Annotated in this window: 15 protein-coding genes; 3 read left to right on the top strand and 12 right to left on the bottom strand. The window is 42.1% G+C overall.

Features of this window, described 5'->3' with window-relative positions; genetic code table 11:
• The first annotated feature begins 33 nt into the window (after positions 1–33).
• Complete coding sequence (locus H7968_RS10565) at positions 34–513, top strand: hypothetical protein (RefSeq protein WP_227396118.1); 480 nt, start codon at positions 34–36, stop codon at positions 511–513.
• 40 nt (positions 514–553) lie between these two features.
• Complete coding sequence (locus tag H7968_RS10560) at positions 554–1,033, top strand: GNAT family N-acetyltransferase (RefSeq protein WP_227396117.1); 480 nt, start codon at positions 554–556, stop codon at positions 1,031–1,033.
• A gap of 98 nt (positions 1,034–1,131) precedes the next feature.
• Here the strand turns inward: H7968_RS10560 and H7968_RS10555 are convergent, their stop codons facing one another.
• The 4 genes from H7968_RS10555 to H7968_RS10540 form a co-directional block, all read right to left on the bottom strand.
• Positions 1,132–1,698: a DUF402 domain-containing protein gene (locus H7968_RS10555; RefSeq protein WP_227396116.1), complete on the bottom strand. Its 567-nt coding sequence runs from the start codon at positions 1,696–1,698 to the stop codon at positions 1,132–1,134.
• A gap of 144 nt (positions 1,699–1,842) precedes the next feature.
• Complete coding sequence (locus H7968_RS10550; RefSeq protein ID WP_227396115.1) at positions 1,843–2,463, bottom strand: YdhK family protein; 621 nt, start codon at positions 2,461–2,463, stop codon at positions 1,843–1,845.
• A 104-nt stretch (positions 2,464–2,567) separates the two neighbouring features.
• The gene (locus tag H7968_RS10545; protein WP_227396114.1) at positions 2,568–3,242 is read right to left on the bottom strand and encodes a response regulator transcription factor; all 675 of its coding nucleotides are present in this window, start codon (positions 3,240–3,242) and stop codon (positions 2,568–2,570) included.
• A complete protein-coding gene (locus H7968_RS10540; protein WP_227396113.1) occupies positions 3,217–4,545 on the bottom strand; it encodes a sensor histidine kinase in 1,329 nt (442 codons plus the stop codon). Before H7968_RS10540 ends, H7968_RS10545 begins: the two co-directional genes overlap by 26 nt.
• 151 nt (positions 4,546–4,696) lie before the next feature.
• Between H7968_RS10540 and H7968_RS10535 the strand changes: the two genes are divergently transcribed.
• On the top strand, positions 4,697–5,029 hold the full coding sequence (locus tag H7968_RS10535) for a four-helix bundle copper-binding protein (protein WP_371414481.1): 333 nt from the start codon (positions 4,697–4,699) through the stop codon (positions 5,027–5,029).
• 25 nt (positions 5,030–5,054) lie between these two features.
• On the opposite strand, the gene H7968_RS10530 is transcribed toward H7968_RS10535, so the two are convergent.
• The 8 genes from H7968_RS10530 to H7968_RS10495 all read right to left on the bottom strand — a co-directional run bounded on the left by H7968_RS10530 (position 5,055) and on the right by H7968_RS10495 (position 12,747).
• The gene (locus tag H7968_RS10530) at positions 5,055–5,333 is read right to left on the bottom strand and encodes a glutaredoxin family protein (RefSeq protein ID WP_227396112.1); all 279 of its coding nucleotides are present in this window, start codon (positions 5,331–5,333) and stop codon (positions 5,055–5,057) included.
• A 16-nt stretch (positions 5,334–5,349) separates the two neighbouring features.
• On the bottom strand, positions 5,350–6,774 hold the full coding sequence (locus tag H7968_RS10525) for an MATE family efflux transporter (protein WP_227396111.1): 1,425 nt from the start codon (positions 6,772–6,774) through the stop codon (positions 5,350–5,352).
• A 76-nt stretch (positions 6,775–6,850) separates the two neighbouring features.
• Positions 6,851–7,732 (bottom strand): hypothetical protein, encoded by an 882-nt coding sequence (locus tag H7968_RS10520; RefSeq protein ID WP_227396110.1) that lies wholly within the window; start codon positions 7,730–7,732, stop codon positions 6,851–6,853.
• A gap of 19 nt (positions 7,733–7,751) precedes the next feature.
• Positions 7,752–10,166: a heavy metal translocating P-type ATPase gene (locus tag H7968_RS10515; protein ID WP_227396109.1), complete on the bottom strand. Its 2,415-nt coding sequence runs from the start codon at positions 10,164–10,166 to the stop codon at positions 7,752–7,754.
• A gap of 88 nt (positions 10,167–10,254) precedes the next feature.
• Entirely contained in the window at positions 10,255–10,464 is a 210-nt protein-coding gene (copZ, locus tag H7968_RS10510; protein ID WP_134376257.1) for a copper chaperone CopZ, read from the bottom strand.
• Between the two features lie 35 nt (positions 10,465–10,499).
• Complete coding sequence (locus tag H7968_RS10505; protein ID WP_227396108.1) at positions 10,500–10,820, bottom strand: thioredoxin family protein; 321 nt, start codon at positions 10,818–10,820, stop codon at positions 10,500–10,502.
• Positions 10,821–10,950: 130 nt separating this feature from the next.
• Positions 10,951–11,724, bottom strand: a complete 774-nt coding sequence (locus H7968_RS10500; RefSeq protein WP_227396107.1) for an arylamine N-acetyltransferase — start codon at positions 11,722–11,724, stop codon at positions 10,951–10,953.
• Positions 11,725–11,796: 72 nt separating this feature from the next.
• Positions 11,797–12,747, bottom strand: a complete 951-nt coding sequence (locus H7968_RS10495) for a phosphatidate cytidylyltransferase (protein ID WP_227396106.1) — start codon at positions 12,745–12,747, stop codon at positions 11,797–11,799.
• Positions 12,748–12,750 lie beyond the last annotated feature (3 nt).

Genomic DNA, 12,750 nt, shown 5'->3' with positions numbered 1-12,750 from the left:
AACTTTACATCCTCTCGGAAAGAAGTGGTTAGATTGAGAAAAGTTTTATTAATAATCAGCGGTACTATAATTGCTCTTCTTTTAGTTAGCGTGATTTATTTGAAATTTAATCCTCCTTTATCCGCAAATGGCGTAAGTTTTTATGCAGATGACGAGACAAAAAGAGTAATAGAGATTATCAATGACGGTTTCACAGATGTAAGTCTCAGACAAGTTATGGCTGATGAAAAAAAAGTTGAGCAGACTGAATTGGGCATAGGCAGAAGCAATCACATTATTGCCGGTGACGGTCTTGACGAGGACCCTTACATTAGCTTTCATAACATTAATGAATATGCTATTCAGCCAGCGCTATCCTCAGAGGAACTGAACGACCTATATACAGTAGAGGATACACAGGTAGTAAAACATTATGGATTAAGAACTTTCGGAGATCATTCACCTCAAAAGATCACGATCGATTATACCTATTTGTTTTTACCTTCCACTTTAGAAGTAGACGTGTCAGAATAAAAAAAGTGATCTCAATAAATGATCATAAAGAGGTTATAAAATGGAACTATCAATTCGCACCGCCAAACAAAATGATTACAAGTCACTACTGCCTTTATTTAAGCAGGTACACGATTTCCATGTTTCAGCAAGGCCGGATTTATATAAAGAGAATACAACCCCAGTTGAACAGGCGTTTTTCGAAAGTCAGCTACTGGATGATAAACAGCATATTTTTGTCGCTGTGATTGCTGAAGATATCGCTGGGGTGATCGTGACGAAGGAAGAAGAAATAAATGAGAATACTTTTGTTAAGGCAAGGAAAGTTTTATACATACAGAGTTTATGCGTCTCTGAAATCCATCGAAAAAAAGGAATCGGTAAAAAGCTGACAAAATACGTTTTTGATTTTGGAAGAAATCTTGGAGTAAGCAGCATTGAATTGGGTGTGTCAGAGGCCAATACATCCGCAATTGAATTTTATGAATCGCTCGGCATGACTACGATGAGTCGTAAAATGGAGTTTAAAATAAACGAATGATGCGATGACCGTCGTTTATCTGCACAGAAAAAGAGCCTGATCATCAAGGCTCCTTTTCTCAACATCTATTCTCATTATGTTAAATCATGCAGCACTCTTTAATCTTTAAATGAATGGCATTGCCCAGCAAGCTCCTGACTAAGCTTTTCCCTATGAGCTTGCGCCAGATTTAATAACCCAAACTGTTCTGATTGGATGTCCTGCTTTACTTTCTTCAGCTCTTTCCAGGCTAAATGATACAGCTGATCATCAATGATCCCCTTCTGAAAAGCAGCCTCTAACTCATCCGAATCCTTTTCAATCAGCTTACCGGAAGGCAGAACAATCAAATCTAGAAATAAATCATCCATCCATGGCTTTCCATCGTGAATGCCATTTTCGCGTGAAATATCAATGTACCACTGCACAACTTCCCCTTTTTCATTAAACATGACCGTTACAGCATGATGCTTCCCCTCAGGAAATTGCTGTAGCCACATATAGCCGTCATTGACGATACAGATTCGTTCATCTCCATATGTAACAAAAAGCGGTTCTGTCACTTCAACTGTATGCAGTAAAGTCACATACCCCTGATAGGACTCTGACTTTATGTAACTTTGAGCAAATTCCCTTTTTACAATTCGAGTCCAGTCATGACGCTCCCCGTATTTTCTTTTTAACATTAAAAACACCCACCTTCTCCTGTATATTAATTTCCATTTAAGTGTATTTATTTCCTCCTTTTTTAAGGCGATGTTCTGATTTTTATTAAAGAAAAAAGGTCTATCCTGGATCTAACACAGACCCGGAACAGACCTTCACTATTATTATTCCGCAGACAATTCACTCTCCGTCACCCATTTATGGTTAGTGACTTCTTCTCCGTTTTCTAAGGTGAAGTCGACCATGTAGACGGTGGTTTGTTCGGCGGAATCGATTTCAGCTGTAGCGCCTTCCATGCCTTCCATGTGTGTGGCTTCGACGGTTACTTCATCGCCTTCTTCGTAAGGTTCTTCCTGTGCATCCGCGATTTCTTCATGGATGATCCATTTGTGGTCTTCTACGCGTTCGCCACCTGTGGTTGGATCATAGGAAATGGTGTATACGACTGTATCATACGCGCCAACAATCGTTGCTTCTGCTCCCTCCATACCTGGCATATGTGCATCAGTAATAATGGCTGTGCTGCCTACTTCAAAGGCTGGATCAGCTGCTTCCTCGAGTCCTTCAGGCAACTCACCTGAACCGGACATCTCCATGCCGGAGTGGTCCATCTCAGAATGATCCATCTCTGAGTGATCCATTTCTTCGTCGGATTCCATTTCCATCATTTCATCGTCATTCATATTATCAGCGTTTTGACTGTCCCCATCATCGCCACATGCAAATAGCAGTGCACTGGCAGAGATCGTTAAAACACCTGTCATCAGTTTCTTTTTCAGCTTCATTTTATTAACCCTCCATATAAATAGATTCATTAAATAGCTTACCCAGTAAATGTGCAGATTCTATGGAAAACAGCACATTTATATGTGAAATTTTTTAGCATCGTTTATTTCAGCCATTTATAACCGATTCCCCAGACTGTTTTGATATACTGATCAGCTGGAAACCCTGCTTTTCTGAGCTTGTCCCTAAGATTTCGCACATGGGAATCAACCGTTCTGCCATCAGTACCTACATCATATCCCCATACAATCGATAAGAGCTGGTCTCTTGAGAACACGCGATTCGGATTCTTAATCAGCTGCCCGATAATCGAAAATTCTTTTGGCGTCACAGGAATCGTCATCCCATTGTAAATCAGCTCATGTGAAAACTCATCCCATATCAGACCGTCCTTTTCGATTCTTCTGGCAAAATCATCACTTACCCTGCGAAAAACAGCTGTTATTCTGGCAACGAGCTCGTCCTCATCAAACGGTTTGACGATATAATCATCTGCTCCGAGCTTCAGCCCCTTCACAATATCTTCTTTTTGGTGAAGAGCCGTCAGGAGAATAATGGGTACATCTGAAAAACGCCTGATGGCTTCCGTTGTTTCAAAGCCGTTAAACCCAGGCATTAATACATCCAGCAAAACAAGGTCTATCTCTTCCTCCTTTAAAAGTTTTAAAGTGTGCTCACCGCTCGTACTCTTTATGCAGTGAAAGCCTGCGGGAGTCAGATACAAGCTAAGTAAGTCCAGCATTCTCGCTTCGTCATCCGTTAAAAGAATTTTTTTCATGCCCCTCTCCCTTCCATGTGATCATGAATTTCGCTCCGCGGTCACTGTTTGATGCTTCAATAGATCCGCCATGTGCTTCCACGATTTCCTTTACAATAGCCAGGCCAAGTCCTGTTCCTCCAGATTGACGGTTCCTCGATTTATCCACTCGATAAAAACGGTCAAAAATGAAAGGAAGATCGCCCTCCGGAATACCGGGTCCTGAATCTTCAATCTCACAATAGTTTTTCCTGATCCTGATCATAATATCTCCTGAAGCGGGGGTATATTTAATTGCGTTATCAAGCAGATTGATAAAAACCTGTTCTACACGAATCGGATCCAGCCATTCTGTTATTTCTTCACCAACCTGATAATGAAGAGAGATTTTTTTCTCTGAAAGAGCCTGGTCCACCCGACTCACCGCATCCCTTATCAACTCGGACATTCTTACTTCTTCCGGACGGATGGCAAAGGATGTTTCCTCCATTTTCGCGAGTTCAAATAAATCCTCTGTCAACCGCTGAAGCCTGTTCGCTTCTTCATGTATAATTTCACCATATTCAGAATTCTCTTTCGTTAAAAGACCTGAGTACCCTTTTATATACGTAATAGGTGTCCGAAGCTCATGAGAAATAGAAGTTAAAAAGGCACTTCTGGACTGCTTCATATGATGGAGGTCAGCCGAGATTTTTTCGATAGATTGCGATAACCTGCCAATCTCGTCACGCCTGTTTGTCTCCGGCATGGTCAGCACTTCCCCCTTACTAAGCTGCGAGGCGGAATGACTGATGTTCAGCAATGGTCTTGTAACAAGTGTGGTTAAAAAATATACACTGAACACGATAAATACAAGTGATAAAAAAGCTGCAAGAAAGAAATGTCCATTTAATTCATTAATCAGCTGCTGAAGAGATTCCGTGCTTTTAGACATGACCACAGCTCCTCCATCCGGCAGCATCGCGATGCTCCCGATATAGCCATCTGATCTCCAGTCAGCCTCTACTATCCCTTCTTTTAAAGGCCAGCCGCTTACAACAGAGGGATCTTCCAACGAGGAAGCAATCAGACTTCCTTCTGCATCAAACAGGGTTACATCCGATAACGCTGATCTTTCCATTAATATAACGTGCTGTATCACATCAGCTGACGAGTCTGTTTCCAATGCATCACGATGACTTACACCACGCTGATACAACTGATCGTTCTCATTCTTAATCTGCTGATCGACTAAATGGTCATGAACGAGCCATAGAGACACCGTGAGTATAATAATGAGCCCTGTCAGGTAAAACAGACTGATTTTTAGTGAAAGCTTATTCATGTCACCGTTCCTTCCCTATCACTGAAAATTATAAGTAAATTACGTGCAGATTTTGTGCAGAAACGCAGTATTTTATATGGATATCCTGCTTTTCCGTTTATTTGAAGTAAAGAGGGGAATTCCTACACTAGTACTTATTTTAGAGGAGGAAATGAAGATGAGCCATCAATTTGAAGACTGTCTGAAAGCATGCCAGGAATGTTTGGAAGCCTGTAATAGGTGTTTTTCCGCCTGTTTGAATGAAGAGGATGTTAAAATGATGGCGGCGTGTATCCGATTGGATCGGGAATGCGCCGATGTATGTCAGCTTGCGATTACAGCTATGCAAACGAACAGCCCGCACGTGAGGGAAATCTGTGGATTGTGTGCAGAGATTTGTGACGCGTGTGCTGATGAGTGCGCCAAACATGATCATGACCATTGTCAGGCATGTGCTGAAGCCTGCCGCAAGTGTGCCGACGCCTGCCGTCAGATGGCAGCATAACTCCAGCAAGCCATAAAGAGCGGCCTCAGCCGCTCTTTATTTTTTGCGATAATTTTCTGACTGCGGCTTCATTGCGTTCGAATCCTATATAAACGTCTCTCTTTACTTTAATGCCAAAAAACAATTGTTTTGAAAAAACAAAAGCCGGAACAATGCCCGTTCCCGTCACAGTCCTCAGTTCACCTTCCTTATCAGGCTGATTCGACAGATCAATTTCTGTATAAGGGATGCTTTCTTCCTTCAAGTATTTCTTCGCCTGCTGACAATCCGAACAGGTTGGTCTTGTATAAAGTGTCAGTTTCATGCCGATTCCCTCTTTTCTAATAGTTGTTTACACATCTTGATAATCTGGCGTTTCTCGTTTTCGGGTGACAGGGAGACAACTTTTCTTTTTTAACAGAAATCCAACGGTCTTTTGTAAATCGGATCCATAGCACAATAGCCCGGAAAATAATATCAAGTCCGATTGCGATCCAGACTCCTGCAATCCCCATCTCAAATGTGATCGCGAGAAGATAAACAGCACCTGTACGTATCGTCCACATACCGATCGTTGTCAAATACATAGGAAACTTTGTATTGTTCGCTCCCTGAAATCCACCTGTTAAAACTAACACGACAGCTAAAAACGGCTGGAAGATGGCAGCAATTTTCAATGCAATATCAATATCTGCGATGACCTGCTGATCGTCTGTAAATAAAGTACCTGCCCATCCTCCGAAAAAGAATAGCAGTAATCCGAAAAATGACATGAAACCAATTGCCAGATACGTACTTAATTTTGCATATTCCTTCGCAGCCTGATGATCGTTAGCACCAATATTTTTGCCGACAAGGATCGTTGCAGCTGTTGCAAAACCATAGGCCAGCATGTAAGAAAACACTTCAAGATTTCCGGCAATCTGGTGTGCAGCAAAAGTACTCGTACCCAGTGCAACAATAAATCCGAAATACACGATCTGTCCGGCCCTCATGACAAGTCTCTCCATTGCAGCCGGACTTCCCAGATTCAACAGCTCCAGTTGATGCTCCCAGTCAGGCTTCCAGAAATCTCTGCGGAATGAAACCGTTGATGTTTTGCGTATATAACGGAGTAGTAATACAGTTCCGGCTATTCTTGCCATTACTGTTGCAAGCGCTGCACCGAGAATGCCCATGCCTGGAATCATCCAGAAACCGAAGATAAAAACATAATCCAGCACAATGTTAATCACGTTAACAGCGATACTGACTTTCATTGGTGACGTCGTATCTCCAGCTCCTCTTAAAATACTGCTCAATGCAAACATCAGTGACATGAACACGGAAGGTATACCTACTACCTTAAAGTAAATACTGGCTGCAGCAAGCACCTCTTCTTCGATCCCCATCAGCAAAAGCAGCGGTTCAGCGAAGAATAATGTCACCAGTCCAAACAAGACTCCGAGTAAAACGGATAAGATAACAGCCTGCTGGGCAATATGACGTGCCCTTTCTACTTTGCCTGCTCCTAAATTATTCGCCACGTAAACATTAACAGCGACACCCACTGCCATAAAAACAGCAAAATAAATGGCCAATATGGCATTCGTTACGCCTACTGCTGAAACTTCTGCCAGCCCGATTTGAGATACAAACAGCGTATCAACAAATCCCAGTACGGTTTGAAAAAAGTTTTCTGCCACTGCCGGAATGGCCAACAGTAGAATGACTTTTATTTTATCTTTTCTTGATGAAGCTACATCAAGCACCTGTGTTGTGTCCATTTCCTCACTCCCTTTATACCTTTACGGGGTATAAAAATGATTACAGGAAGCCATACAGAATTGTATGGCTCCAACCTTATTCAGTTACTTCTATAACAAATGGATACACATGGACCTGTTCACCAAACTTGAATTCTCCCCATACCTTGTAAATCCCCGGCTTGCTGAAGTGGGTTTCAAAAACGGTTTCATCCTCTGACGAAGGGTGAACATGAATAAACTCCTCTGCATCCTCATCCAGAATCACTACGTGACCCAATGCGCCAAGATACGGATCGGGCTTCCCATCTTTACTTGTATATGTGAAAACTGTTGGTTCATTTACCTTTAAGGAGTTAACCGAAAGCGCTACAGTGCGTCCATCTACTGTTTTTTCAAACTCTGTATCTACTGAGAGATCATTCTCAGCTGAATGATTCTGATGTTCACCCACATGCAGTTCAACAGGTTTGACCTGATAGGCAAGTCCTTTAGGTTTTATATCTACAAACACTTTATACATTCCATCAGGTAACTCATAGACCTGCTCAAAAACGCCGTTCTCTTTGCTGACCGGATGAAGGTGACGATACTCACTTAAATCATTTTTCACTACAATTAAGTGAAGATCTTTTTCATGACTTGTTTCAAGAACCGGCGCATTACCTTCCGGGTCCTTTAGTTCCACCACAATCTTTCCATCCTCATACGCTGCTGTTACAGATACCTCATTTTCAACTGCTGCATGATCGTTATGTGTCGCGTGCTGATGGTGCTGATGATTTTCCATCTGTTCATTCTCCTTTTCATTTGGATTAGCTTCATGTTCATGTGAATCTCCTTTTACTTCCATTGCTGTTTTTTCATGAGCATCAGAGTGGGGCTCTTCTTCATTCCCCACAAAAAGACTATACCCAATTATAACCAGCCCTAAATAAGCTATACCGGAAACTGTCCATATTTTTACTGATTTTTTCATCCTCTTCACTCCTGTCATGTTACAGCTTTACTTTTTGAAGTCTCAGCGCATTCAGCACAACAGATACTGAACTGAATGCCATTGCTGCACCGGCAAGCCATGGAGCAAGGAACCCTGCTGCTGCAATCGGTACACCCAAGCTGTTATAGGCAAATGCCCAGAACAAATTCTGCTTTATATTTCTAATCGTTTTCTTACTCATGAACAGGGCATCACCGACACTCATCAGATCTCCTCTGATTAATGTAATATCTGCCGCCTCCATCGCGACATCTGTTCCTGTACCGATCGCCATTCCAATATCTGCGGTTGCAAGAGCAGGAGCATCATTAATTCCGTCTCCAACCATCGCCACTTTTTTCCCGGCCTGCTGAAGTTTTTTGACTTCCTCGGCCTTACCTTCGGGCAGAACCTCTGCAATGACACGATCGATACCCACACTTGCTGCAATCGCTTGTGCAGTCTGTGGATTATCACCTGTCATCATAATGACTTCCATTCCCATTTCTTTTAATCTTGAGATGGCTTTGGCAGATGAATCCTTTACAGTATCAGCTACAGCGATAATGCCTGCAAATCCTCCATCAATTGCGATCAGCATTGCTGTCTTTCCTTCTTTTTCAAAATTCGTTACTGTTGATAAATGATCCTCAAAGGAAATATCGTGCTGCTTCATCAGCTTTCTCGTTCCGGCAATCACCTTTTTTCCTGCAACCGCTGCGATAATTCCGTAACCAGGGATGTTTTCAAATTCATCGGTCTTTTCAAGTGAAATTCCTTTTTCTTTGATCCCTTCAACAATCGCTTCAGCCAGAGGGTGCTCTGACGGCTGCTCTGCTGATCCAACCAGGCGCAGCACCTCTGCTTCGTTGTGTCCGGAAGTGAGATACACATCTGTCAATACAGGTTTACCATTGGTTACTGTTCCTGTTTTATCAAGTACAACGGTATCAATCCGGTGTGCGGTCTCAAGGTGCTCGCCGCCTTTAAATAAAATGCCTGCTTCTGCAGCGCGTCCTGAACCTGCCATAATACTTGTAGGCGTTGCTAAACCAAGCGCACATGGGCAGGCGATAACCAGAACGGCAATCAGTTTCTCAAGTGCTCCTGCAAAATTACCCGGGTCAATGACCAGATACCAGACGAAGAAGGTTATAAACGCAATCCCTACAACGATTGGAACAAAAACCCCAGAGATACTGTCTGCGAGCCTCTGGATCGGCGCTTTCGATCCCTGTGCCTCTTCAACAACGCGGATAATCTGTGACAGCGCAGTATCTTTCCCAACCTTGGTTGCTTTGATTTTGATAAATCCATTTTTGTTGACTGTCGCGCCAATGACTTCATCTCCCGTGACTTTATCAACGGGAAGACTTTCGCCGGTAATCATGGATTCATCAAACGCAGATCTCCCTTCCAGAATAATACCGTCCACCGGTACTTTTTCACCTGGTTTAATAGAGATGATGTCACCAGTTACAACCTCTTCGATAGGGATCTGAAGCTCCTGTCCATCACGAAAAACAGTGGCTGTTTTTGCCTGAAGACCCATCAGCTTTTTAATCGCTTCAGAAGATCGTCCCTTCGCTTTCGCTTCAAACAGCTTTCCTAAAATAATCAATGTAATCAATACCGCACTCGTTTCGAAATACAGCTCGACCATATGACCAGTTGATCCGATTGAAAGAACACTCAGATAAATGCTGTAAAAATAAGCAGCCGAGGTTCCCAATGCTACCAGCACGTCCATATTGGCACTCTTATTCTTTAGTGCTTTATAGGCTCCTTTGTAAAACTGACCACCTACGATAAATTGAACAGGTGTTGCAAGCGCCAACTGAACCCATGGATTCATAAACATTTCAGGTAACCATATAAATGATGTGAACTCAAAATGGCTCACCATTGCCCACAACAGAGGAACGGACAAAATACTGGAGAAGATAAAACGACTTTGCTGTCTTGCAATCTCCTTCTCCCTGTAATCTGATTCACCAGCTCCGTCCTGTGATTTTTGATGAAGTTCATATCCAAGTTTCTTCACAGCTTTCTGCATATCTGAGAAGGATGTATCTTCCGGACGATAATGTACCTGGACAGATTCCATGGCAAAATTAACAACTGCTGATTGAACGCCATCCATTTTGTTTAACGTCTTCTCAATTTTGTTTGCACATGCTGCACACGTCATTCCCGTGATACTAAACTCAGCTTTTTCATTCACTACCTTGTATCCGAGTGATTCGATTTTTTGCTCCATCTCCCGCAGACTCGTAAGTTGATCATCATAAACGATAGTTGTTTTCTCCACAGCAAAGTTAACCGCAGCATCCTTCACACCCGTAATTTTCTTTAATCCTTTCTCGATTCTGATCGCACACGACGCACATGTCATCCCTTCAATACGAAGGCTGGCTTCCTTAAAATCACTCATAGTTCTTCACCTCTTATATACCCATATGGGGTATATATTATTTTAAAATAAATCGTGCTGACTTTATGCAGCACGATTTACTTTGTTTTTATTGCTGGACCTCATAGCCTGAATCTTCAATGGTTGCAATGATCTGCTCTAATTTAACCTCTGAGGATTGAAACACAACATCCACTTTTCCTGAAGACAGGTTAACTTTTACACTTTCTACACCCTGGAGCTCTCCAACATTTCCTTCAATTGATTTCACGCAATGCCCACAAGACATTCCTTTTACCTGTAATGTTTGATTTGTCATCATAAATCCCTCCATATATACCACTATAGGGTATATTATTTTTTAAAATTTTTTATAAACGCTTTTAATGTGTCTTCTGAAGCAGAAGGTGCAACCTCTCTGCCTGTCTCTTCACCATCTTTAAATGCAATGAAGGTTGGCAGACTCATGACACCGAACTGTTCAGCTAATTCAGGTTCCTGATCCACATTAACCTCGTAGAATTTGACTGAATCACTATATTCCTCTGATACTGCTTCAGCCACTGGGGCAATTTGACGACAGCCTGAACACCAGTCTGCTGAAAACTTCAAAACAACAGGTTGATCCATCAGTTTCATTTGATCGTAAAATTGATTTGTTGTTATTTGCTCCATTTCTTCACCTCCTTCTCTATATACCCCATGTGGGTATATTCAATATACACCCCTTTTACTTTTTTGTAAACAGGAAAGCTCAAAAATATTTTCAGCCCCTGAAAACCTTTCGGATCAAGGGCTGGATGTATCAGTATGGTTTAACATTTTTTCTTTTTACAAAAATACTCACAGCTTTTTTGTAAAATTCCTCATTAACATCAAATTTTCTCACCCAACCCATGACCTCTTCCGGATTCAGCACTTGATCCTCGAAGCCTGATTCTTTGAAAATGCGAAGCTCATGATTACGCAACGATACAGGAACCCCATCCAGGTATCCAAAAAGCTTTAACGATTGAAAAGCAAATCCATCTTTCCAGTCATAGGTTCCTTTAATATGCGCTTCAATTTCCGACCATGAAACAGGCTCAGGGTTAAGGGTTTTAGTCGGACCAGGATTTCTTTCGACGAGTATCTTTGACTCCATTACTGTGTAAGTAAACGTTTCTGCCGGCGCCACAACCTCGAAGGATTCAAACATAGGATAGGCTTTAAATAAGGGCGCACTGTATCCAACATCCACGTAATAAGGTTCTCCTTCGAGATCCACTCTCAGGCATAAATGATTCGGTTCCATGAATAAATAATTCACATCAAAACCAAGCTCACTAAGAAGCAAATGAAACCCTCTTGCCAGTGTATAACAGGTACCCCCTACCCCTTTATTGATAATTCGATCAATGTAAGAGTCCATTGATGGCAGATAAGCGTCTGCCGGACTTAAGTTCTCATAATCAATGAACTTAGATAGTGTCTCCCACCTAACCTTTGTTTGATGAGCGTGGATCAATTCATTTAAATAAGAAAGAGACGGCTCCTTTTTCTCTACATCCAGAAATGTAAGAAAACGATCAATCAGCATGCGGTTCCCTCCAGTCTGACTTTATGATAAAGAGACAATGCTGCGTCAGTCCAACAGGAAGCTTTTTATTCGTTAGAAAATATAATAGTAAACAAGATGAAAAAACACTGGTGCCGTATAGGTCAGGCTGTCTATTTTATTAATAAACTTGCTCTCTGCCACTTTACCCCCGTTTTCACGGAAGAAGAAGTTCCGCTTTAACACAGACACAACGAGCGTTCCAAAAAACCCGGTTACCCCGATGATCAGACCGGATACGATACTGAAACCGAGCGACATCGGCGTGATATAGGGTGCGATGACTATGGATAAAAGAATCGTTGCAATGACGCCGCACACAAACCCCTCCCATGTAAGATTAGGATTTGCAGCCGTCAGCACTTTTCTTCTGCCAAACTTTTTAGACACCATGTAATGCACGACATCATTTACTTGTGTGAGAGGAACAAGATACAACACCATTAACGCCCCGTATTGCGTCGCGATCGTGACATCGTGCCGCGTGATCTCAGGCATTTTTGCAAAAAGGGCGAGGTGGCTGATCCCGAACACCATCAGCATCAGTCCCCATTGCGTCACACTGACCGACTTTAAAAAGCCGATACTTCCGCCTCTGAAAATACGGGCCAGCGGCAGAAACAAAAACACATAGATCGGGATAAAGACAATAAACATGCCATACCAGCCAATATAAATCCAATAAAAATTAAGCGGGATCGCCAGGTAGGCCCAGATAAAAATACGACGGTCCTGCTTTCGCGTATCCATCATGGAGAAATACTCTTTTAAGGCCATAAAACATAAGATCATTAATGAAATGAGCGATACATTCGGATGAAAGGCGATCGACAAACAGAAGATCACAGCCATCCCCCACCAGAGACGTGTCCGGATTACAAGCTCATCATATTTATTGATTCCATGATTTTTTCTCTTTTGATAAAAGGTAATCAACGAGACGAGCAAACTGACCGATATTAAAAGAAGGAAAATAAAGTATATGTATTGAAATATATCATTCATACT

Origin of the sequence: Jeotgalibacillus aurantiacus, assembly GCF_020595125.1 — a bacterium.
GTDB classification, from domain to species: domain Bacteria; phylum Bacillota; class Bacilli; order Bacillales; family Jeotgalibacillaceae; genus Jeotgalibacillus; species Jeotgalibacillus aurantiacus.
The sequence above is the reverse complement of the archived record's forward strand: the minus strand, read 5'-3'. Positions and strand labels throughout refer to the sequence as shown.

Excerpts from the sequence above, each read along its gene's own strand:
- H7968_RS10560 (WP_227396117.1), top strand. The coding sequence starts at position 554 with ATGGAACTATCAATTCGCACCGCCAAACAAAATGATTACAAGTCACTA.
- H7968_RS10555 (WP_227396116.1), bottom strand. The coding sequence starts at position 1,698 with ATGTTAAAAAGAAAATACGGGGAGCGTCATGACTGGACTCGAATTGTA.
- H7968_RS10550 (WP_227396115.1), bottom strand. The coding sequence starts at position 2,463 with ATGAAGCTGAAAAAGAAACTGATGACAGGTGTTTTAACGATCTCTGCC.
- H7968_RS10545 (WP_227396114.1), bottom strand. The coding sequence starts at position 3,242 with ATGAAAAAAATTCTTTTAACGGATGACGAAGCGAGAATGCTGGACTTA.
- H7968_RS10540 (WP_227396113.1), bottom strand. The coding sequence starts at position 4,545 with ATGAATAAGCTTTCACTAAAAATCAGTCTGTTTTACCTGACAGGGCTC.
- H7968_RS10535 (WP_371414481.1), top strand. The coding sequence starts at position 4,697 with ATGAAGATGAGCCATCAATTTGAAGACTGTCTGAAAGCATGCCAGGAA.
- H7968_RS10530 (WP_227396112.1), bottom strand. The coding sequence starts at position 5,333 with ATGAAACTGACACTTTATACAAGACCAACCTGTTCGGATTGTCAGCAG.
- H7968_RS10525 (WP_227396111.1), bottom strand. The coding sequence starts at position 6,774 with ATGGACACAACACAGGTGCTTGATGTAGCTTCATCAAGAAAAGATAAA.
- H7968_RS10520 (WP_227396110.1), bottom strand. The coding sequence starts at position 7,732 with ATGAAAAAATCAGTAAAAATATGGACAGTTTCCGGTATAGCTTATTTA.
- H7968_RS10515 (WP_227396109.1), bottom strand. The coding sequence starts at position 10,166 with ATGAGTGATTTTAAGGAAGCCAGCCTTCGTATTGAAGGGATGACATGT.
- copZ (WP_134376257.1), bottom strand. The coding sequence starts at position 10,464 with ATGACAAATCAAACATTACAGGTAAAAGGAATGTCTTGTGGGCATTGC.
- H7968_RS10505 (WP_227396108.1), bottom strand. The coding sequence starts at position 10,820 with ATGGAGCAAATAACAACAAATCAATTTTACGATCAAATGAAACTGATG.
- H7968_RS10500 (WP_227396107.1), bottom strand. The coding sequence starts at position 11,724 with ATGCTGATTGATCGTTTTCTTACATTTCTGGATGTAGAGAAAAAGGAG.
- H7968_RS10495 (WP_227396106.1), bottom strand. The coding sequence starts at position 12,747 with ATGAATGATATATTTCAATACATATACTTTATTTTCCTTCTTTTAATA.